Below are 20,158 nucleotides of genomic sequence, written 5' to 3'. Positions count from 1 at the left end.
TGCCCCCGTCGGCGAGCACGTGCTCGGCCGCGGCCAGCACCTTCTGCAGGGACTCCCGGCTGCGGGCTTGTTGGGGCGCAGGAAGCACTGTCCAATGTGGCCAAACATGCACAGGCCGGCCGGGTGGGGCTCACGCTGTCCTACATGGGCGACGAGGTCACGCTCGACGTGGTCGACGACGGCGTCGGCTTCGATCCCGAAAACCCGCCCCCGAGCGAAGGCGGCTTCGGGCTGCCCGGGATGCGAAGCCGCGTGCAGCGGCTCGCGGGCACGCTGCACGTGGAGTCGGAACCCGGTGGCGGCACGGCGATCTCGGTGAACCTGCTCGCCGTCCCGGCTGCCACACTGGGCGAGCTGAAAGACGGCGGGATCGACCACCAGGGGGCGTCAGCATGACCGTCACGCTGCTCATCGCCGACGACCACCCGATCGTCCGCGACGGCCTGCGCGGCATCTTCACCGGCGAGCACGGCTTCGAGGTGCTCGGCGAAGCCGCGAACGGCGCCGAAGCCGTGACGCTCGCGGTGTCGCTCAAGCCCGACGTGGTGCTGATGGACCTGCGCATGCCGGGCACCGACGGCGTCTCGGCCATCACCGAGCTCGCCCGCCTCGGCAACCCGGCGCGCGTGCTGGTCCTGACCACGTACGACACCGACTCCGACGTCCTGCCCGCCATCGAGGCCGGCGCCACGGGGTATCTCCTCAAGGACGCGCCGCGCGAGGAGTTGTTCCGCGCCGTGCGCGCGGCGGCCCGCGGCGAGGCTGTGCTCTCCCCCGCCGTCGCGAGCCGGCTCATGGGCCAGATGCGCGCGCCGACGAAGGAACCGTTGTCGCAGCGCGAGATCGAGGTGCTCACGCTCGTCGCGCGCGGCTCCACGAACAAGGACGCGGCGAAGAAGCTCTTCATCAGCGAGGCCACGGTGAAGACGCACCTGATCCACGCGTACGCGAAGCTCGGCGTGAAAGATCGGGCCGCCGCGGTGGCCGTGGCGTTCGAACGAGGCCTGCTCGGCTCGTGATTCCTGTGCGAAGCTGAGCCGATGTTCCCGGAAGCGCCCGCCGCCGCGGCCGCGCTGGCCGTGGCCACGCGGTTCTACTCGGCCGCGCTGTTGAACCACTCCGTCCGCTCGTATCTCTGGGGCACGCACTATGCGGCGGCCCACGGGATCGCGTTCGACGACGAGCTCTACTACGTGTCGGCGCTGCTGCACGACCTCGGCCTCACCGCCGAGTTCGACAACCACCGCCTCCCGTTCGAGGACGCGGGCGGGCACCTGGCGTGGGTGTTCGGGGCCGCAGCCGGCTGGCCGGCGGACCGCGCCGCCCATGTCGAAGAGATCATCGTCGCGCACATGCGCGAGGACGTCCCCGCGAGCACCGACCCCGAATCCCACCTGCTCCAGGTCGCCACGAGCTGGGACGTCTCCGGCCGGCGGCCGGAGGAGTTCCCGGCCGAGGTGCGGACGACGATCCTCACGCATTACCCGCGGCTGGACTTCGGCGCGGAATTCCTGGCGTGCTTCGAGGACCAGGCGGCGCGCAAGCCCGACAGCGCGGCGGGCGGCGCCGTCGCGAGCGGGATCGCGGACCGGCTCGCCGTGAACCCGCTCGGCTGACGTTCACTGCCACAACACCGCCCCGCGCGCCGCGACGCGTTCGGCGACCGCGGCCACGAAATCCGCCGCCGGCAACGGATCCAGGCGCTGTGCGTCGCGCAGCCGGGGTGCGACGAGGCCCGCCTCGGCCTCCCGGGCGCCGATCACCGCCTGGTACGGCACGAGCCGGTGGTCTCGGATCCGCGCGCTCAGGCTCCCCTGGTCAGGCGAGGAGAGCACCACCCGCAGACCGGCTTCCTGACCGCAGCGCACGAGCGCGCAAGCCCGCGGCAGCTCAGCTTCCGAGACCGGCAGCACCACCATCTGCACCGGCGCGAGCCACGGTGGCAAGGCCCCGCCGTGCTCTTCGAGAAGCTGCGCCATCGCGCGTTCCAGGCTGCCGAGCAGGCTGCGGTGCACCAGCATCGGCCGGTGCACGGCCCCGTCGGGGCCGACGTACCCGAGGTCGAACCGCTCGGGCTGGTGGAAGTCCACCTGGACGGTGGAGAGGGTGGCCGAGCGCCCGGCGCTGTCGGTGACCTGGACGTCGACCTTCGGGCCGTAGAACGCCGCTTCGCCCGGCGCCACGTCGTAGTCGAAGCCCTCCAGCGCCTCGACGAGCAGGGCTTCGGCGCGCGCCCAGTGCTCGGCGGAGCCCACGTAGTCCCCCGAGCCGCCGGCGAGCGAGAGCCGGTAGCGCGCCGGGCGCAGCCCGAGGTCGGCATGGACGCGGCGGATGAGCTCCAGCGCACCGCGGGCCTCGTCGGCGACCTGGTCGAGGCGGCAGAACAGGTGGGCGTCGTTGAGCTGGATCGCACGCACCCGGCCGAGCCCGCCGAGCACCCCGGACAGCTCCGCGCGGTACATCCCGCCCAGCTCGGCGATCCGCAGCGGCAGCTCGCGGTAGCTGCGCGCCCGGGAGCGGTAGATCAGCGCGTGGTGCGGGCACAGGCTGGGCCGCAGCACGAGCTGCTCGCCGCCGACGTCGAGCGGCGGAAACATGTCGTCGCGGTAGTGCGCCCAGTGCCCCGAAATCTCGTACAGCTCGCGTTTGCCGAGCACCGGCGAGTACACGTGGCGGTAGCCCGCGCGGCGCTCGACATCGTGGACGTACTCCTCCAGCTCGTGCCGGATCACGGCACCGTCGGGCAGCAGGTAGGGCAGGCCGGCGCCGAGCAGCGGGTCGGTGCCGAACAGGCCGAGCTCACGGCCGATCCTGCGGTGGTCGGGCATCGGGGTCTCCTCGTGGACGGCCGAGGCGGAAACCCTGGGGACACGACGAAGCCCCGGGGCGGCCACCCCGGGGCTTGGTTCGCTCAGGTTTCAGCGCGCCGGGACGGTGTCCGGCGTCGTCGTGCTGGCCGAGCGCTGCATGCCGGCGACGCTAACAGCGTCACCGCCGGTCGCGCACCCGGTTTTCACGGCTGCCACGACGTCTGCTCGGCCCAGATCTCGGCGCGGGTGAACGCGTCGTTGACCCAGCCCTGCTTGGCGTCGGCGTAGTCCGCGACGGTGCCGTCGGCCGAGTGCTCGCGCGCGAGCTGCTCCTTCACCGCCGCGTACGCGTCACGCTCGCCTGGGTTCGCGCGGATCCAGTCGCGGAACAGCAGCGCGAGGCGCCACGCCGGGGTCTCGGGGGTGCGGACGTGCAGGTTCACCGGGCGCTTCGGGTCGGCACCCACGTGAAGGCGCTTCGGCCACGGCGCGGCGGAGCCGTCCTGCGGGTCGTCCCACCAGTCGCCCTCCAGCCGGGGGAAACCGGCGTCGGCCAGCGGTTCGGCGAGCGCGTCGGCGTCGGCCGACGTGGGAACGGTGAGCTGCAGGTCGAGGACGTCCTTGGCGGGCAGCCCGGGGACGGCGGTGGACCCGATGTGGTCGGCGCGCAGCAGCCGCTTCCCCGCGATCTGCCGCAGCCGCGCGAGCCGGCGTTCGGCCTGCAGCGGCCACGTCGGGTCGGAGGGCACGATCACCGGCGACATCGGCGGGCGCGGCTTGCGCAGCCGCAGGTTGGCCTCGAACGGCACGAGCCGGTCGGCCCACAGCGCGTCGACCTCGGCGAGCACCCCGTCCTGCGCGCCGCCGTTGTCGAGCCAGACGTCGGCGACCGCGCGGCGCTGCTCGTCGCTGGCCTGCGCGCGGATCCGCGCCCGCGCGTCGGCTTCCGCCATGCCGCGCGCCTCCACGAGCCGGCGCACGCGGACCTCCACGGGCGCGTCGACGATCACCACGAGGTGGTATGCCGGCGCCAGGTTGCCCTCAACGAGCAGCGGGATGTCGTGGACGATCACCGCGTCGTCGGCCGCCTCGGCCATCAGCTCGGCCGTGCGCGCCCCCACGAGCGGGTGCACGATCCCGTTGAGGCGCTTGCGCGACGCGTCGTCGGCGAACGCCTTCGCGGCCAGCGCCGGACGGTCGAGCGACCCGTCGGCGGACAGGATGTCCTCGCCGAACGCCTCGACCAAGGCCGCCAGCCCGGGTGTGCCCGGCTCCACGACCTCACGCGCGATCCGGTCGGAGTCCACGAGCACGGCACCGTGCTCGGCGAACCGGTTCGCCACCGTCGATTTCCCCGCGCCGATCCCGCCCGTCAGGCCCACTCGCAGCATGACCTCACCCTAGCCAGACCCGTGCGCCACCCGATCAGGGGACGTCAGAGCCCTGCACGTGCACTCGCACGGGTAAAGGCACACCCCAAGTCGAAAATCAAGGACATTGTCCGGAACTGGCTGACTGATCCGGGTGACACGCCGGGCGGCTACCCGGATTTACCGGTGCGATTGCGTACCGTGCGCGGCGGAAGGGTCGCCCACACGGAGGAACGATGGCGGAAAAGCACGTCGGCAAGCACCGGCTCGGAACGCCGGGACTGGTGCACTGCGTCGGCTACCGCCCGGTGGCGGAAGCCCTCGCCGAATACCGGCGCACGTGGCTCAGCGCCCTCCTCGTACCCGCCCAGCACAGCTTCGCCGGCCTCCGCCGCCGCGCCCGCGCCGCGGCGCTGGAACGCATCTGGGTTCCGGTCGTCTCGCCTTCCTGAGCCGCTGCTTCCTGAACGACCGCGGCCTGAACGACCGCGGCCTGAACGCCCTAGCGGCCCGCACCGGCCAACGCGGGTGTGCCCGTGGTCCGGAAGCGCGCCCGGTAGGCGCTCGGCGGCACACCCAGCTCCCGCGTGAACACCCGGCGCAGCGTCTCCGCCGAGCCGAACCCCGTGCGGCGCGCGACCACGTCGAGCGGGTCCGTGCCCGTCTCCAGCAGCTGCCGCGCCGCCTCCAGGCGCGTGCTCTCCACGAACCGGGCGACCGAGGTGCCCATCTGGTCGCGGAACAGCCGCGTGAGGTGGCGGACGCTGACGCCCGCGTCGTTGGCGAGCAAAGACAGGCTGTGGTCGGCCGAGGGGTCGGCGGTGATGCGGTCCATGATCCCGCGCAGCAAGTCGTTGCGCGCCGGCTGAGCGGCCAGGCGCACGCTGAACTGCGACTGCCCGCCGGGCCGCTGCAGGAACACCACGAGGTGCTTCGCGACGAGCCGCGCGGCCTCGGAGCCGAGGTCCTCCTCCACGAGGGCCAGCGACAGGTCGATGCCGGAGGTGACGCCGGCCGAGGAGATCACCGAACCGTCGCGCACGAAGATCGCTTCGCAGTCCACCTCGACGCCCGGGTAGCGGCGCGCGAGCTGGTCGGCGAGCTCCCAGTGCGTGGCCGCTCGACGGCCCTCCAGCAGTCCGGCGGCCGCGAGCGTGAAGGCGCCCGCGCACACCGACGCCGTGCGCCGCGCCTGGCGGGAAAGGCGGCGGACCTCGTCGAGCAGGTGCTCGTCGGTCACGGTGATCTGCCAGTTCGGGCTGCCCGGCACCACGAGCGTGCCGCCCTCGACGTCGACGTCCTCCAGCGCCACATCCGCACCCAGGCGCGTACCAGTGGTGGTGCGCACGTCGGTGCCGCCCGGCGACGCGGTGAGCAGCTCGTAGTGCGCGCCGTGCTCGTTGGCCATCCCGAACACCTCGAGCGGCCCGGTCACGTCCAGGAGCCGCACCGCGTCGTAGACGACCACGACAACCCGCTCGCTCCGCTCCATGGCGCGCACCCCGTTTCCTCAGACCAGCTTCGTCCGGACGTCGATCTCGTGCTCCAGCGTGCGGTGCACGGGGCACTTCTCCGCGATCTCCAGCAGCCGCGCGCGCTGCTCGTCGTCGAGGTCGCCCTCGAGCTCGATCTCACGGGTGATGCGGCTGATCATGCCGACCTCGGTCTCGCAGCGCTCGCAGTCGCGCGCGTGGATGCGGTCGTGGCGCAGCCGGACGCTCACGTTCGCCAGCGGGATGTTCTTGCGGTCTGCGTACATCCGCAGCGTGATCGCCGTGCAGGAACCCAGCGCACCGAGCAGCAGGTCGTACGGAGTCGGGCCGCTGCCGTCGCCGCCGACCGACTTGGGCTCGTCCACGACGAGCTCGAAACTGCCCGCGGTCACGTGCTGGGTGAAGCGGCCTTCGCCTGTTTCACTGACGACAACAGTGCCCGGTTCCGGCTCAGTCATCCGGTTCGCCTCCTGGTCGGGGTACTCGACGGTGCCGCTGCACCGCTGCAGCTAACCCAACGTCGCTTGTGGACGAAGTGGTGCCACGCCGTGGCGAGGTCCACAGGACGAAGATCCCACAGATCCGGCCGCATGGCGAAGTTCCCAAGCGAGCGCGAATATCGTATCTTCGGCAGGCGAGACGCGGACCTGTCCTGCGCGGCACGGGCGAAGGGGGTAACGGTCGTGGCCACCCGCCATCTGTCGACGCAGCCCGCCGACCAGCACAACCGGAGCCGGTTCCTCGACGCCGCCCTCAACGTGCTCACCGACCGCGGCGTCGCCGGCCTCACCGTGCGTGGCGTGGCTGAGGCGGCCGGGGCGTCGACCATCACCGTCTACACGCGCTTCGGCGGCCGCACCGGCCTGCTCGACGCGCTGTACGAGCGCGCATTCGACCTCCTGCGCGACGAACTGCTCGACGTGCCACCGGAGACCGACGACGGCGTCGCGGACCTGCTCGAGGTCGCACTGGCCTACCGCCGCTTCGCGCTGGAAAGCCCGGCTCGCTACGCGATGATGTTCGAACGATCGGTCCACGGCTACGACCCGGACCCGGAGCTGCGCACGGCGGTGCTGCGCACGACGTTCGCGATGTTCGTCGGCAAGATCCGCCGCATCGGCGATCCCGGCAGGGACTCGCGCGACTACGGCTATCTGCTGTGGACGTCGATGCACGGCCTGGTCAGTGTGGAGCTCACGATCCGCTCGCAGACGCCGCTGAGCGACTGGTTCATCGAGCCGACCGACGAAGCCAACGAGGTCATGTACCGCACCGGCGTGCTGTCGATGATCACCGGGCTCGGCCTCCGCAACTGACACCGGCCCACGCCACCGCGCAGGCCGGGTTCGGCCGACCTTCCTCCACCCCGGCCTCGGCGTCGTCCACTTCGAACACCTTGAGCACAGACGAAAAACACCGCGGCCCCGGTCCGAACTGGACCGGGGCCGCGGTGTCAGAGCTCAGTGGTGCTCAGCGTCAGGCGTGACTCAGCCCTGGCCGCCCGACAGCTTCTCGCGCAGAGCCGCGAGCTGCTCGTCGCTGGCCAGTGTGCCGCCGCTCTTGGCCTCGGCCGGAGCGGAGGTGTAGGTCTGGTCGCCGCCCCCGCTGCCACCCTCGATGCCGGTGGCGGCGTCGGCAGCGGCTTCGGCGTCGGCCTCGGCAGCCTTCTTGACCTGCGCCATGTGGGCCTCGTAGCGCGTGAGGGCCTCGGCGTACTGCCGCTCCCACTCCTCGCGCTGCTTGTCGAAGCCGTCCTGCCACTCCTGGGTGTCCGGGTCGAAGCCTTCGGGGTAGATGTAGTTGCCCTCGGCGTCGTACTCGGCGGCCATGCCGTACTGGGTCGGGTCGAACTCGGTGTCCGGCGTGACGCCCTCGTTGGCCTGCTTCAGCGACAGTGAGATGCGACGACGCTCGAGGTCGATGTCGATGACCTTGACCATGACGTCGCCGTTGACCTGGACGACCTGCTCCGGGATCTCCACGTGGCGCTCGGCCAGCTCGGAGATGTGCACCAGGCCCTCGATGCCCTCCTCGACGCGCACGAACGCACCGAACGGGACGAGCTTGGTGACCTTGCCCGGCACGATCTGGCCGATCGCGTGGGTGCGGGCGAACTGGCGCCACGGGTCTTCCTGGGTCGCCTTCAGCGACAGCGAGACGCGCTCGCGGTCCATGTCGACGTCCAGAACCTCGACCGTGACCTCCTGGCCGACCTCGACAACCTCGGACGGGTGGTCGATGTGCTTCCAGGACAGCTCGGAGACGTGCACCAGGCCGTCGACGCCACCCAGGTCCACGAAGGCACCGAAGTTGACGATGGAGGACACGACGCCCTTGCGGACCTGGCCCTTGGCGAGGTTGTTGAGGAACTCGCTGCGGACCTCGGACTGCGTCTGCTCGAGGTAGGCGCGGCGGGACAGGACCACGTTGTTGCGGTTCTTGTCGAGCTCGATGATCTTCGCCTCGAGCTCACGGCCGACGTACGGCTGCAAGTCGCGCACGCGGCGCATCTCGACCAGCGAGGCGGGAAGGAAGCCGCGGAGGCCGATGTCCAGGATGAGACCACCCTTGACGACCTCGATGACGGTGCCCTTGACGGGCTCGTCCTTCTCCTTGAGCTCTTCGATCGTGCCCCAGGCGCGCTCGTACTGAGCGCGCTTCTTGGACAGGATCAGGCGGCCTTCCTTGTCCTCCTTCTGGAGAACGAGAGCTTCGACCTCATCGCCGACGGAGACAACCTCAGCCGGGTCGACATCGTGCTTGATGGAAAGCTCGCGCGAGGGGATGACGCCCTCGGTCTTGTAGCCGATGTCGAGCAGGACCTCGTCGCGGTCGACCTTGACGATCGTGCCCTCGACGATGTCGCCATCGTTGAAGTACTTGATGGTCTTGTCGATAGCCGCGAGGAAGTCTTCCTCCGACCCGATGTCGTTGATGGCGACCTGTGGGGCCCCGATGGGGGCGGTCGGGGCGGTGGCGGTGTCGGTGGTCATTAGGCGGGTTGCTCCGGTGGATGGGATCGTAGGGTGTTTGGTTGGCAGCGCGTCCGGGCGTGAATACGGGACATGCGACGATCCCACGAGCAACGTCCACCAGTGAACGACCGCGGCATGACCCGCAAACGGTGCGCTCCCCCGGCAAGTGAAGACCCAGGCAGCGCGAACCCACTGCGCTAACACGTATCGTACGCGGGCCCCGGTAGGGCACACAATCAGGGTCCCCACAGCTCCCGGTACCCTTCCGGCAGCGTTTCGGCCGGCGCCGGCATTCCCCGTCATTCCCGGAAGGACCCAGCATGTCCGACCACTCGGCAGCCCCCGCAGCGGACACAGCCGACCGCCACGCCCACGCCGAGCTGCAGCTCGGCACGGCCGGCGTCGCGTACCGCGCGGTCAGCGGCGGCGAGGCGGCCGCGGCGAACCTCGCCTGGTGGGACGCCGACGCCGACGACTACCAGGCCACCCACGGCGAGTTCCTGGGCGACACCGACTTCGTCTGGTGCCCGGAGGGCGTGCGCGAGGAGGACGTGCGGCTGCTCGGCGAAGTCCGCGGCCGACGGGTGCTGGAGGTCGGCTGCGGCCAGGCGGCGTGCTCGCGCTGGCTCTCCTCGGCGGGCGCCGACGCCGTGGCGACCGACCTGTCCGGCGGGATGCTGCGCCACGCGCGCGAGGGCAACGAGCGCACCGGCGTCACCGTGCCCCTGGTCCAGGCCAACGCCGAGTACCTGCCGTTCGCCTCGGGCAGCTTCGACGCCGCGTGCTCCGCGTTCGGCGCGCTGCCGTTCGTTCCCTCGCTCGCGAGGGTTTTCGTCGAGGTGCACCGCGTGCTGCGCCCAGGTGCGCCGTGGGTGTTCTCGGTGACCCACCCGATGCGGTGGATCTTCCCCGACGACCCGGGCCCGCTGGGGCTCACCGTCACGCAGCCGTACTTCGACCGCACGCCGTACGTGGAGGTCGACGACGACGGCGAGGCCACCTACGTCGAGTACCACCGCACGCTCGGCGACTACGTGCGCGCGCTGGCCGCCGGCGGCTTCGCGCTCGAGGACCTGCTGGAGCCCGAGTGGCCCGAGGGCCACACGCGCACGTGGGGTCAGTGGAGCCCGCTGCGCGGCAAGCTCTTCCCCGGCACGGCGATCTTCCGCACGCGCCGCTCCTGAGCGGCTACGCTGCGCCTTCGTGGCCACCACCGAACCCGCCGCGCGGTTCGCCGCGCTCGACCCGCTGCTGCCGCCGCCCGCGCCGTCGATCAGCGACGCTGCCGGCGAGCGGGTCGGCGCGGTGACGGGCGCGGGCGCGCGCGTGTCCGGGGTCGTGCAGCGCCACCGCCACGGCCCCGGCGACACTCCCCTGCTGTGGTCGGCCGCGCAGGTGTGGCAGCTGTTCCCCGACGCGGACACCGCCGGCACCGAGGGGTTCGATCTCCTGCTGGGCGAGCTGCGGTCCCTCGTGGACACCGAGCCGGCCGAAGCCGACTCCGCGTGCGTGGTGAACTGGCCGAGCCGCGACGCGGAGGCGATCCGGGCGTTCCTCGACCACGGGCTCGCCCCGATGTCCGCGCTCGCCGTGCGGACGGACCCGCCACCGCCTGAACCGGGTGCCGCCGACGCCGACGGGATCGCCGTGCGTCTGGCCGGGCCGGGCGACTTCGACACCGTGCTCCGGCTGTGCGCGGCCACGTTCGACTACACCGGACTGGTGGCGCATCGCCGTCGGGACCAGACGGCGGAGTTGCTGGCGCCCGCGTTGCGCCGCTCACTCGACGAACCGGCCACCTGGCTCGCGGAAGCCGGCGGCCGTCCGGTGGCGCTGGCCCAGTGCGCGTGGGTGGACTCGGCTCCGGGCACCGAGGCGGCCGAGCTCCTGCCGCCCGGGCTGTGGGCGTACGTGAACAACGTCGTGACCGCGCCCGGCCACCGCGGCGGCGGGATCGGACGTGTCCTCATGGACCGAGTGCATCGTGAGCTGCTGCGTCCCGGCACGGTCGGCGCGTACCTCTACTACAACCCGATGAACCCGCTGTCCTCGGTGTTCTGGCACCGGCAGGGCTATCGTCCACTGTGGACGTCGTGGGAAGCCCACCCGGCGACCGCGCTGCGCTGACCAGGACCGCTCACCGGACACCGCCACCCCGGTCGTGTGACGTGCGACCACCCGCCTTGCCGCTCGTTGATCATGTGCGCTAAGTTTTTGCACTGACCGGTCAGTTCAAAAGTCCGGTCAGTGGAGAAATTGGAGTGTCCCCGTGCAGGTACGAGCCGACCGGGTGTCCCTGGAGGGCCCCCACGGCACACTGTTGCCACCCACCTCGCTGACCGTCGAGGACGGCTGCGTGACGCTGGTCCACGGCGAGCCCGGCGTCGGGATCACCGCGCTCGGCCTCGCGCTGGCCGGCCGCGTCAAGCCGAGCACCGGCACGGTCACCGCCGACGTCCCCGGCCTGCTGCGCGACCTCGTCGCCGTGGTCGACGCCCCGGGCGTGAGCGAGCCCGACGAGGCGCTGCCGCTGCGTGTGGTCGCGGGCGAGGAGCTCGCCCTGGCGCACCGGCCCGCGGGCAAGGAGGACGTGGCGCGCTGGCTCACCGAGCACGACGCCGCCCCCTTCGCCGGCACCCGCTTCGAGAACCTCGAGCCCGCGCTGCGCACGCGGCTGCTCGCCGAGCTGGCCGCGGAACGCACCGGCGTGCGTGTGCTCGTGCTCGACACCCCCGACCGGCACACGAGTCTCGTCGAGACGTGGACCGCGGTCGCCGAGGAGCACGCCAGGCGCGGCCTCGCCGTCGCCGTGCTCACCGCGACGACACCCGCGTCCGCCCTCCCGTATCCCCCGGCCCGCATCGGGTCGACCGACCAGCCCGGGCCGGTGCGCCTGCTCCCCCGCATCGAGGAGCCCACCGTCGAAAAGCCCAATGCCGAAGAGCCTGTCGCCGAAGAGCCCGTCGCTGAAAACGTCAGCGCTGAAGGAGAACCGGCATGACCGCCCCCGACAAGCGGGCCGGCGGCCTGAACGCCTTCCGCATCGCCCTCAACGAACTGCGCCGGCTCTCGGCCGGCACGCTGCCGAAGCTGGCGATGGCCGCGCTCGTGCTGGTGCCGCTGCTCTACGCGTCCTTCTACCTGTACGCGAACTACGACCCGTACGGCCGTCTCGACAAGCTGCCCGCCGCCGTGTTCACCAGCGACGCCGGCGCGAAGGACTCGACGGGTGCCACCCGCAACGTCGGACGTGAGGTGACCGACGAACTCGTGAAGTCCGGCACCTTCCAGTGGCACGACGTGTCCGAAAAGGACGCCCGTGACGGCGTGCGCGACGACAAGTACTCCTTCGCCATCGGCATCCCGCGCGACTTCTCCACCGCACTGCTGTCGTCGGGCAACTTCACGCCGCAGCAGGCCACGATCACACTCACCACCAACGACGCCAACAACTACCTCGCGGGCACCATCGCGAAGCAGGTGGCCGACCAGGTGCGCAAGACCATCGCCGAGAAGGTGGGCGGCGAGGCGGCCGACCGGTTCCTCGTGGGCTTCTCCACGATCTACGGCAAGATCTCCGACGCCGCCAACGGCGCCAAGCAGCTCGCCGACGGCGCCGCGCAGCTGCAGACCGGCCAGCACCAGCTCGCCGACGGGGCGAGTCAGCTCGCCACCGGCTCCGGCACGCTCGCGACCGGGCTGAACACGCTGAAGACGAGCACCGCGCAGCTGCCGAGCCAGACCCAGCAGCTCGCGACCGGTGCCGGCCAGGTCGCCGACGGCAACCAGCAAGTGGCCGACGCCGCCTCGCTCGCCGCGTCCGCGTCGGCCGACATCCAGGGCAAGCTCGACGGCTACCGCGCCCAGCTCGACTCCGACCTGCACAATGCGGGCCTGTCCGACACCCAGGTCAACGGCATCCTGGCGCAGCTCGACCAGCTGCGCTCGCCCGTCGATCAAGCGAACACCAAGATCCAGTCGGCCAACGGCGACCTCGCCAAGCTGGCGAGCGGCGCCCGTCAGGTGTCGGACGGTGCCCACCAGCTCGCTTCGGCCACGCCGCAGCTGACCAGCGGGATCGCGCAGGCGTCCGATGGCGCCAACCAGCTGCGCGACGGCGCGGCGAAGCTCGACGACGGGGAGAAGACCGCCGTCACGGGCACCGACCAGCTCGCGAGCGGCGCGAACCAGCTGCGCGACGGGCTGTCCTCGGGCCTATCGCAGATCCCGAACCCGGACGACCCGACGCGCACCGCCACGGCGAACACCATCGCCGACCCGGTCGCGGTCACGGCCAACGGCGTCGCCTCGGCGGGCACGTACGGCGCGGGCTTGGCCCCGTTCTTCATCTCGCTGGCCACGTGGATCGGCGCCTTCGTGCTGTTCCTGCTCATCCGCCCGCTGTCCACGCGGGCGCTGACCGGGGGCGCCGCGCCGCTGCGGGTGGCGCTGGGCGGCTGGCTGTCGTCGGCCGTGCTCGGCATCGCGCAGGTGATCGTGCTGTTCGCCGCGGTGACGTGGCTGGTCGGCATCCACATCGCGCACCCGTTGGGCGCGATCGGGTTCGCGATCCTCGTCTCGCTGGCGTTCACGTCGGTGGTGCACGCGCTCAACGCGTTCTTCGGCGCCGTCGGCAAGTTCCTCGGCCTGGTGCTGCTGGTGCTGCAGCTGGTGAGCGCGGGCGGCACGTTCCCGTGGCAGACGATCCCCGACGCGCTCTACCCGCTGCACGTCGTGCTGCCGATGGGCTACGCCATCGACGGCTTCCGGCACCTGCTCTACTCCGGCGCGTCGCTGCAGATCCTCGGTGACGTCGGGGTGCTGCTGGCCTACCTCGTCGGCGGGATCGTGCTGTCGACGCTGGCGGCCCGCAAGCACCGCGTCTGGACGGTGTCCGCGCTGAAGCCCGAGCTGAGCCTATGAGGGAGACGACCAAGCGGAAGCTCTTCGAGGCGACCCTGCGGCTTTCGGCCAGCAGGGGCCTCGTGGGGCTGACGGTGGACGAGATCGCGACCGAGGCCGGCGTCGCCAAGGGCACGGTGTACTACAACTTCGGGTCCAAGGACGGGCTGGTCGACAGCCTGCTCCGCTTCGGCGTCGACCTGCTGGCCGGGCGCCTGCGCGCGGCCGTGACCGACGGCGAGCCGCTCGACGTCATCGAGGCGCAGGTCGACACGACGCTGCAGTTCATCGCCGAGTACCCGGGGTTCTCGCAAATCGTGGTGAGCGAGCTGTGGCGCACGCCGGGCCAGTGGCACGACACGCTGGCGCTGCTGCGCGAAGAGATCATCTCGATCGTGAAGGGGCAGCTGCACCGCCTCGACGAGGCCGGCCGGCTGCCCGCGGGCGTCGCCATCGAGACCGCGGCGGCGGGCCTGTTCGGGACGATGCTGGTCGTCGCGCTCGACTGGCAGGTCTTCCAGCCCGCCCGCACCCGGGCCGACGTGCGCGACTCGGTGATGGTGCTGATCCGGGGCCTCGGCCGAGGCTGAGACCCCGGACTGTTCTTTCGCGCGCCGGGTCAGCCGCAGTTGGCGCAGCAGCCGCAGCCCTTGCCGGTGCACGCGGCGCAGCAACCGTGGCGCATGACGAACTTGAAGAGCCGCTTGATCATCTCTCGGTCCTCCGCTATCGATCGACACCTGCGCATGTCACGCTAAGTGAGGCGGCCGTGACGCGGGTACCGCTGACCGGGCGGGTGACCCGGGTGAATCACCTCACGGACGCCGCCGGCGCGCCCGCTAAGCTCGCCCGCGTGAAACTCCACGTCGGCTGCGCGATGTGGACGCACGCGCCCTGGCAGGGCCGGCTCCTGCCGCACCCCCTGGCACCCCGAGAGCGCCTCCGCGCGTACTCGACGTGGTGCAACGCGGTCGAGGGCAACACGACGTTCTACGCCACACCGTCCCGCGCCACGGTCGAGACCTGGGCCGAGCAGACCTCGCCCGATTTCCGCTACGTGCTCAAGCTGCCGAAGCCGATCACGCACGAACGCGGTCTCGGCGACGTCGACGCAGTGCTGGGCCCGTTCCTCGCGGCGATCGAGCCGCTGGGCGAGCGCGCCCACACCCTGTGGATCCAGCTCCCGCCGTCGTTCTCACCGGAGGCCCTCGGCGCCCTCGCGGGTTTCCTGCGGCGTTTGCCGCGCGAGTACCGCTACGCCGTCGAGGTCCGCGACCGCGCGTTCTTCGAAGACGCGCGCGCCGCCCAGGCCCTGGAACGCGTCCTCGCCGGCGCCGGCGCCGAATGGATCACCTTCGACACCACGGTGTTGTTCTCTCAGCGGCCGACATCGGAAGCCGAACAGGAAGCGTGGCTCAAGAAGCCCCGCATGCCCCGGCGGATCCGCGCCCTGACCGCCGACCCCGTCGTCCGCTACATCGGCCGCGACGACCCCGACCAGACGGCCGCCGGCTGGCGCGCCTGGGCCGACGCCGTGGTGCACTGGCTGCGCGAAGGCCGCTCTCCCACGGTCTTCCTCCACACCCCGGACAACGCCGACGCGCTGCTTCTGGCCCGCCGCTTCCACGACGACGTGCGGGCGCGCGTACCCGAACTGGAGCCCCTCGCCGAGCCGATGCCGGTGGGACCGCCGACGCTGTTCTGAGCTGGGACAGTCCACATCGGACCCTCGGTGGCACGCCACGCGGTCACCGTCGCGGCGCCAGTCGAGCTTGCTCTCGACGCCGGTCTTGGCGATCAGCGCGTCCTGCCCCGGACCTGGCGCTCTGGTCGCGCAGCCGCACCCGCCGAGGTCTTCGCGCGGCTTGGAAATCCACCCGGGCGACCCTCCTCGCAGGGCGTGTTGCGTTGGGGGTGCACCCCGAAGCTGGATTGTGTTGACGGAGGCTTCGGATCGGGGTGCCGGGGAGGGGGTGCGGGGTTGCGTCGCGTGGGAATCCCGGACCAGTGCACTTACCCGTTCGGCGCCGTCGGCGATGCTTCCTCCGCCGTCAGTGGTCAGGACCTTCCGCGGCTTTCCGCGACGGACCGGAGCTCGCGGGCGAGGCGTTCCGCGGCGGGGCCGAAGAAAGCGCGGTCGAACTCGGTGGCGATGGCCGCGGCTTCGGCGGCCAGGTCACGGCCCGCGCGGGTGAGGGAGACGCGGACGGCGCGGGCGTCGCGTTCGTGGGCGGTGCGGGTGAGCAGGCCGCGGACTTCCAGCGCCCGCAGGACTTTCGACGTCATCATGCGGTCGGCACCGGCGTGTTCGGCCACCTCCTGCTGGGTGGCGGGGCCGGCGGTGCGCTCGAGGCGGGCGGCCGCGGACAGCAGGAGGAACTGCGTGGGCGTGAGGCCCAGCGGGCGCAGCCGGACGTCGAGCGCGGCGCGCCAGACCAGCGCCGCCTGGTGGAGCCAGAAGCCGGCACCCGAAGTGGCGCCGTTCTCCGTGAGATCGGAGATCTCGTACATCATGTCTCCCCGTGCGCGTGCCGCGGCCGCCGGAGGTGCGGCCGCGGCACGCGGCTCGTCAGCGGGCGCCCAGGGGCACGTCGAACCGGCCGAACACCCAGGTGCCCGGGGCGTCGGCGTTGTCGCCGGCCCAGAACTCGAGCCAGTGCTCGGTGAACTCGTCGGCCGTGAGGTAGCCGTCGCCGTTGAGGTCCAGCACCGGGAAGACCGCGTCGGTATCGGTGGCCGTGCCGTTCCACGTCTCGATGAGCCGGCGGTACTCCTCGCGCGAGATGCGCTCGTCGCCGTTCTCGTCGATGGCCTCGAACATCGCGGCCGCCGTGCCGCGCACCGAGTCGGGCATGTCCCCCAGCTGGTCCACCACGAGCAGGACCTCGTCGAGCGTCACCTTCTCGTCGCGGTCGATGTCGGACGCGGCGAGCAGCGTGGTCCACCAGCCCATCATGATCTCGCTCAGCCGCGCCGCCTGGGGCGAGTCGGGAGCGAGGCCGCGCGCCTTCGTCCAACGGTCGGTGAGCGCCTGGAAGTCGGCCTCGGTGAGGAATCCGTCGCCGTCGACGTCCATCGCCCCGAACACCGTGGAGATCTTGCGTCTCTGCAGTTCACTCGCCATCGTTCGCGGTCCTTTCTCCGATCCCCCTTGGCCGGGGACCCCGTGGGCGAAGCTCAGCGTTGTCGCGACTCAAGATCACCTGCACCGGCACCCGGGTTCTCCCCCGGCCCGACCCGGTGATTTCGTTAGTGACGCGAAGTAACCGAAGAGGCTCCTTCCCCGCGGGGAAGGAGCCTTTCTGGTCCGTTCGGAGTTCTAGTGCGCGGCTTCGTTCCACGAACGGCCGTAGCCGACCGAAACCTCCAGCGGCACGGCCAGGTGGTAGGCCGACCCCATGCCCTCGCGCACGAGCTTCTCGACCTCGGCCCGCTCGCCCTCGGCGACCTCCAGCACGAGCTCGTCGTGCACCTGCAACAACACGCGGCTGCGCAGCTTCGCCTTGACCAGCTCGCGGTGCACGTTGAGCATCGCGACCTTGATGATGTCGGCCGCGCTGCCCTGGATCGGCGCGTTGAGCGCCATGCGCTCCGCCATTTCGCGGCGCTGGCGGTTGTCGCTGGTGAGGTCGGGCAGGTAGCGGCGGCGGCCGAAGATCGTCTCGGTGTAGCCGGTCTTCCCGGCTTCGCCGACCACGGACTGCAGGTAGTCGCGCACGCCGCCGAAGCGGTTGAAGTATGCCTCCATCTGCGACTTCGCGTCCTCGGTCGAAATGCGCAGCTGCTGCGAAAGCCCGTAGGCCGACAACCCGTAGGCCAGGCCGTAGGACATCGCCTTGACGCGGTAGCGCTGCTCCGCCGTGATCTCCTCGGCGGGCACGGAGAACGCGCGCGAAGCGACGAACGTGTGCAGGTCCTCGCCGCTGTTGAAGGCCTCGATCAGGCCCTCGTCCGTCGACAGGTGCGCCATGATCCGCATCTCGATCTGGCTGTAGTCCGCGGTCATCAGCTCGACGTAACCTTCGCCGACCACGAACGCGTCGCGGATGCGCCGGCCTTCTTCCGTGCGCACCGGGATGTTCTGCAGGTTCGGGTCGACCGACGACAGCCGCCCGGTCGCGGCGATGGTCTGCTGCAGCGTGGTGTGGATGCGCCCGTCGTCGGCGACCGACTTGATCAGCCCCTCGACGGTGGTGCGCAGCCGCGTGGCGTCGCGGTGTTCGAGCATGTGCTGCAGGAACGGGTGCTCGGTCTTCTCGAACAGGCTCTGCAGCGCCTCGGCGTCGGTGGTATAGCCGGTCTTGGTGCGCTTGGTCTTCGGCATGCCGAGCTCTTCGAACAGCACGACCTGCAGCTGCTTCGGCGAACCGAGGTTGATCTGCTTGCCGATCACCTTGTACGCCTCTTCGGCGGCCTGCGTGACGCGGGTGAGGTAGTGGGCCTCCAGCTCGGTGAGCTGCTCCACGTCCACCGCGATGCCCGCAGCCTCCAGCTCGGTGATGACCTCGAGCAGCGGCAGCTCCAGCTCGGCGAGCAGCTTGGCCCCGCCGAGGTCCTCCAGCTCCTTGCCGAGCGCGCCGGCGAGCTCGAAGATCGCGCGGGCTTTCACCAGCTCGTCGGAGATCTCCTTCTGCTCCAGGCTTTCGGCGCCGCCGTCGAGCAACGACAGCTGGCCGTCGCCCTCGGCGGCCTCCGAGCGCAGCTCGCGGTGCAGGTAGCGCAGCGCCAGGTCGTCGAGCTCGAAGGTCCGCTGGCCGGGCCGCACGAGGTAGGCCGCGAGCGCGGTGTCGAGCACCAGCCCCGCGAGCGTCCAGCCGCGGGCGCGCACCGCGTGCAGCGCCACCTTGAGGTCGTGGCCGATCTTGCGGATCTTCTCGTCGGCCAGCCACGCGGCCAGCGCGGTGTCGTCGGCCTCGTCCATCGCCGTGACGTCGACGTACGCGCCTTCGCCGTCGGCGCACGCGAACGCCAGCGCCCGCAGGTCGGAGCGGATCGACGTGCCCGTGGCACGGAACGCGAGCGCCACCGGCTCGCCCTCGCCGGTGTGCGCGGCGAGCCAGGCTCCGAGCGCGCCGGGCGCGAGCGCCTCGCCCGAGACGTCGAAGCCCTCCTCGGCCTCCGGCTCGGCGCTGCTGAGCGTGGCGAAGAGCCGGTCGCGCAGCACGCGGAACTCCAGCTCGTCGAACAGGCGGTGCACCGCGTCGCGGTCCCACGGCCGCAGCTCCAGCTGGTCGGGGACCATGTCCAGCGGCACGTCGCGCACCAGCTCCGTGAGCTGGCGATTGAGGGTGACCGCCGTCAGGTTCTCGCGCAGCGCGTCGCCGACCTTGCCCTTGACCTCGTCGACGCGGTCGATCAGGTCGGCCAGCGTGCCGAACTGCCGGATCCACTTCGCCGCCGTCTTCTCCCCCACCCCGGGGATGCCCGGCAGGTTGTCCGACGGGTCGCCCCGCAGCGCCGCGAAGTCGGGGTACTGGGTCGGCGTGAGGCCGTACTTCTCCTCCACCGCGTCAGGCGTGAAGCGGACCAGGTCGGACACGCCGCGCTTCGGGTAGAGCACGGTGACGTGCTCGTTGACCAGCTGCAGCGCATCGCGGTCGCCGGTACAGATCAGCACGTCGAAGTTCTCGGCGCCGGCCTGCGTGGTGAGGGTGGCGATGATGTCGTCGGCCTCGAAGTTCTCCTTGACCAGCGACGGGATGCCCAGCACGTCGAGCACCTCTTTGACCAGGTCGACCTGGCCGCGGAACTCGTCGGGCGTGGTGCTGCGGTTGGCCTTGTAGTCGGCGAACGTCTCCGACCGGAACGTCTTGCGCGACAGGTCGAACGCCACCGCGAGGTGCGTGGGCGCCTCGTCGCGCAGCAGGTTGATGAGCATCGAGGTGAAGCCGAACACCGCGTTGGTGACCTGACCGGTCTTCGTCTTGAAGTTCTCCGCGGGCAGTGCGAAGAAGGCGCGGTAGGCCATCGAATGACCGTCGATGAGCAGCAGGCGGGGCCGCTCGGCCGTGGTCGTGGCTGCTGTGGCGTTCGCTACGGTTCGGTTCTCACTCGGGCTCACGGGAGCGAGTCTAAGGTGAGGGCCCGACACTCTTACGTGTCGCATAGGTTGAGGAGCATTGCGTGACCGAGCAGGCCGGCGATTTGGCGCTGGAAACCCGCGCGGGGATCGACCCCGCCGCCGACCAGCAGCTGAACGACAAGATCGGGCTGAAGATTCTCGAGGCCACCCCCGAGCGCGTGGTCGGCACGATCCCCGTCGAGGGCAACCTCCAGCCGTACGGCCTGCTGCACGGCGGAGCCAACGCCACCGTTGCCGAAGCGCTCGGCTCGTACGTCGCCGCGCTAAACGCGGGCACCGACCGCGCCGCGATGGGCCTCGAGCTGTCCTGCACACACCACCGCGCCGTCCGCTCCGGCACGGTCACCGGCGTCGCGACCCCGCTGCACGTCGGGCGCGGCACGATCACCGCGGAGATCGTGCTCACGGACGACCAGGGCCGGCGCACCTGCACGGCTCGTCTCACGTGCGTCGTCCGGGACAAGCCGCCAGGTGCCTGACGCACCCGCTGCCGTGACAACGGCCCCTCACCCACCAGGGCGAGGGG

19 protein-coding genes and 1 pseudogene are annotated in these 20,158 nt (G+C 71.2%); 12 read left to right on the top strand and 8 right to left on the bottom strand.

Annotated features, from left to right (window positions below):
* Window positions 1-75: 75 nt before the first annotated feature.
* From AB0M56_RS38685 to AB0M56_RS38675, 3 genes and pseudogenes are all read left to right on the top strand, one after another.
* A pseudogene (locus AB0M56_RS38685) lies at window positions 76-396 on the top strand (ATP-binding protein); the annotation flags it as partial.
* Window positions 393-1,019 carry a response regulator transcription factor gene (locus AB0M56_RS38680; protein WP_364185612.1) on the top strand — a complete coding sequence of 209 codons (627 nt, stop codon included), beginning with the start codon at window positions 393-395 and terminating at the stop codon, window positions 1,017-1,019. The pseudogene AB0M56_RS38685 and the gene AB0M56_RS38680, both read left to right, overlap by 4 nt.
* A 21-nt stretch (window positions 1,020-1,040) precedes the next feature.
* Entirely contained in the window at window positions 1,041-1,616 is a 576-nt protein-coding gene (locus AB0M56_RS38675; RefSeq protein WP_364185610.1) for an HD domain-containing protein, read from the top strand.
* 3 nt (window positions 1,617-1,619) lie between these two features.
* Here the strand turns inward: AB0M56_RS38675 and thrS are convergent, their stop codons facing one another.
* Together thrS and coaE are read right to left on the bottom strand one after the other, a co-directional pair.
* On the bottom strand, window positions 1,620-2,894 hold the full coding sequence (gene thrS / locus AB0M56_RS38670; RefSeq protein WP_364185608.1) for a threonine--tRNA ligase: 1,275 nt from the start codon (window positions 2,892-2,894) through the stop codon (window positions 1,620-1,622).
* A gap of 119 nt (window positions 2,895-3,013) precedes the next feature.
* Window positions 3,014-4,201 carry a dephospho-CoA kinase gene (coaE, locus tag AB0M56_RS38665; protein WP_364185606.1) on the bottom strand — a complete coding sequence of 396 codons (1,188 nt, stop codon included), beginning with the start codon at window positions 4,199-4,201 and terminating at the stop codon, window positions 3,014-3,016.
* Between the two features lie 215 nt (window positions 4,202-4,416).
* On the opposite strand from coaE, the gene AB0M56_RS38660 reads away from it, so the two are divergent.
* The gene (locus tag AB0M56_RS38660) at window positions 4,417-4,632 is read left to right on the top strand and encodes a hypothetical protein (RefSeq protein ID WP_285965965.1); all 216 of its coding nucleotides are present in this window, start codon (window positions 4,417-4,419) and stop codon (window positions 4,630-4,632) included.
* A gap of 50 nt (window positions 4,633-4,682) precedes the next feature.
* On the opposite strand, the gene AB0M56_RS38655 is transcribed toward AB0M56_RS38660, so the two are convergent.
* Together AB0M56_RS38655 and AB0M56_RS38650 are read right to left on the bottom strand one after the other, a co-directional pair.
* Window positions 4,683-5,672, bottom strand: coding sequence for a DJ-1/PfpI family protein (locus AB0M56_RS38655; protein ID WP_364185604.1), 990 nt, complete (start codon window positions 5,670-5,672; stop codon window positions 4,683-4,685).
* An 18-nt stretch (window positions 5,673-5,690) separates the two neighbouring features.
* Window positions 5,691-6,131 carry an OsmC family protein gene (locus AB0M56_RS38650; protein ID WP_364185602.1) on the bottom strand — a complete coding sequence of 147 codons (441 nt, stop codon included), beginning with the start codon at window positions 6,129-6,131 and terminating at the stop codon, window positions 5,691-5,693.
* Window positions 6,132-6,356: 225 nt separating this feature from the next.
* On the opposite strand from AB0M56_RS38650, the gene AB0M56_RS38645 reads away from it, so the two are divergent.
* Window positions 6,357-6,989, top strand: a complete 633-nt coding sequence (locus AB0M56_RS38645) for a TetR/AcrR family transcriptional regulator (protein ID WP_364185600.1) — start codon at window positions 6,357-6,359, stop codon at window positions 6,987-6,989.
* Window positions 6,990-7,160: 171 nt separating this feature from the next.
* Here AB0M56_RS38645 and rpsA read toward each other — a convergent pair whose 3' ends face one another.
* Entirely contained in the window at window positions 7,161-8,666 is a 1,506-nt protein-coding gene (gene rpsA, locus AB0M56_RS38640; RefSeq protein WP_364185598.1) for a 30S ribosomal protein S1, read from the bottom strand.
* A 302-nt stretch (window positions 8,667-8,968) separates the two neighbouring features.
* Between rpsA and AB0M56_RS38635 the strand changes: the two genes are divergently transcribed.
* The 6 genes from AB0M56_RS38635 to AB0M56_RS38610 all read left to right on the top strand — a co-directional run bounded on the left by AB0M56_RS38635 (window position 8,969) and on the right by AB0M56_RS38610 (window position 15,255).
* Entirely contained in the window at window positions 8,969-9,832 is an 864-nt protein-coding gene (locus AB0M56_RS38635) for a class I SAM-dependent methyltransferase (RefSeq protein WP_364185596.1), read from the top strand.
* Between the two features lie 19 nt (window positions 9,833-9,851).
* A complete protein-coding gene (locus AB0M56_RS38630; protein ID WP_364185594.1) occupies window positions 9,852-10,775 on the top strand; it encodes a GNAT family N-acetyltransferase in 924 nt (307 codons plus the stop codon).
* 142 nt (window positions 10,776-10,917) lie between these two features.
* Window positions 10,918-11,649 (top strand): ABC transporter ATP-binding protein, encoded by a 732-nt coding sequence (locus tag AB0M56_RS38625; protein ID WP_364185592.1) that lies wholly within the window; start codon window positions 10,918-10,920, stop codon window positions 11,647-11,649.
* 26 nt (window positions 11,650-11,675) lie between these two features.
* Complete coding sequence (locus AB0M56_RS38620) at window positions 11,676-13,571, top strand: YhgE/Pip domain-containing protein (RefSeq protein ID WP_364185769.1); 1,896 nt, start codon at window positions 11,676-11,678, stop codon at window positions 13,569-13,571.
* Complete coding sequence (locus tag AB0M56_RS38615; RefSeq protein WP_220242041.1) at window positions 13,568-14,140, top strand: TetR/AcrR family transcriptional regulator; 573 nt, start codon at window positions 13,568-13,570, stop codon at window positions 14,138-14,140. Before AB0M56_RS38620 ends, AB0M56_RS38615 begins: the two co-directional genes overlap by 4 nt.
* A gap of 287 nt (window positions 14,141-14,427) precedes the next feature.
* A complete protein-coding gene (locus AB0M56_RS38610) occupies window positions 14,428-15,255 on the top strand; it encodes a DUF72 domain-containing protein (protein WP_364185767.1) in 828 nt (275 codons plus the stop codon).
* A gap of 353 nt (window positions 15,256-15,608) precedes the next feature.
* Here the strand turns inward: AB0M56_RS38610 and AB0M56_RS38605 are convergent, their stop codons facing one another.
* From AB0M56_RS38605 to polA, 3 genes are all read right to left on the bottom strand, one after another.
* Window positions 15,609-16,064: a MarR family transcriptional regulator gene (locus AB0M56_RS38605; protein WP_364185590.1), complete on the bottom strand. Its 456-nt coding sequence runs from the start codon at window positions 16,062-16,064 to the stop codon at window positions 15,609-15,611.
* A 55-nt stretch (window positions 16,065-16,119) separates the two neighbouring features.
* A complete protein-coding gene (locus tag AB0M56_RS38600; protein WP_364185588.1) occupies window positions 16,120-16,674 on the bottom strand; it encodes an EF-hand domain-containing protein in 555 nt (184 codons plus the stop codon).
* Between the two features lie 195 nt (window positions 16,675-16,869).
* A complete protein-coding gene (polA, locus tag AB0M56_RS38595; protein WP_364185586.1) occupies window positions 16,870-19,611 on the bottom strand; it encodes a DNA polymerase I in 2,742 nt (913 codons plus the stop codon).
* A gap of 62 nt (window positions 19,612-19,673) precedes the next feature.
* Here polA and AB0M56_RS38590 point away from each other — a divergent pair, with 62 nt between their 5' ends.
* A complete protein-coding gene (locus tag AB0M56_RS38590; protein WP_364185584.1) occupies window positions 19,674-20,111 on the top strand; it encodes a hotdog fold thioesterase in 438 nt (145 codons plus the stop codon).
* Window positions 20,112-20,158: the final 47 nt, after the last annotated feature.

It is taken from the genome of Amycolatopsis sp. NPDC051372 (assembly GCF_040682095.1).
In the GTDB taxonomy this organism is placed as follows: domain Bacteria; phylum Actinomycetota; class Actinomycetes; order Mycobacteriales; family Pseudonocardiaceae; genus Amycolatopsis.
The sequence above is the reverse complement of the archived record's forward strand: the minus strand, read 5'-3'. Positions and strand labels throughout refer to the sequence as shown.

Coding starts and splice junctions, on each gene's coding strand:
- AB0M56_RS38680 (WP_364185612.1), top strand. CDS start 393: ATGACCGTCACGCTGCTCATCGCCGACGACCACCCGATCGTCCGCGAC.
- AB0M56_RS38675 (WP_364185610.1), top strand. CDS start 1,041: ATGTTCCCGGAAGCGCCCGCCGCCGCGGCCGCGCTGGCCGTGGCCACG.
- coaE (WP_364185606.1), bottom strand. CDS start 4,201: ATGCTGCGAGTGGGCCTGACGGGCGGGATCGGCGCGGGGAAATCGACG.
- AB0M56_RS38660 (WP_285965965.1), top strand. CDS start 4,417: ATGGCGGAAAAGCACGTCGGCAAGCACCGGCTCGGAACGCCGGGACTG.
- AB0M56_RS38655 (WP_364185604.1), bottom strand. CDS start 5,672: ATGGAGCGGAGCGAGCGGGTTGTCGTGGTCGTCTACGACGCGGTGCGG.
- AB0M56_RS38650 (WP_364185602.1), bottom strand. CDS start 6,131: ATGACTGAGCCGGAACCGGGCACTGTTGTCGTCAGTGAAACAGGCGAA.
- rpsA (WP_364185598.1), bottom strand. CDS start 8,666: ATGACCACCGACACCGCCACCGCCCCGACCGCCCCCATCGGGGCCCCA.
- AB0M56_RS38635 (WP_364185596.1), top strand. CDS start 8,969: ATGTCCGACCACTCGGCAGCCCCCGCAGCGGACACAGCCGACCGCCAC.
- AB0M56_RS38615 (WP_220242041.1), top strand. CDS start 13,568: ATGAGGGAGACGACCAAGCGGAAGCTCTTCGAGGCGACCCTGCGGCTT.
- AB0M56_RS38610 (WP_364185767.1), top strand. CDS start 14,428: ATGTGGACGCACGCGCCCTGGCAGGGCCGGCTCCTGCCGCACCCCCTG.
- AB0M56_RS38605 (WP_364185590.1), bottom strand. CDS start 16,064: ATGATGTACGAGATCTCCGATCTCACGGAGAACGGCGCCACTTCGGGT.
- AB0M56_RS38600 (WP_364185588.1), bottom strand. CDS start 16,674: ATGGCGAGTGAACTGCAGAGACGCAAGATCTCCACGGTGTTCGGGGCG.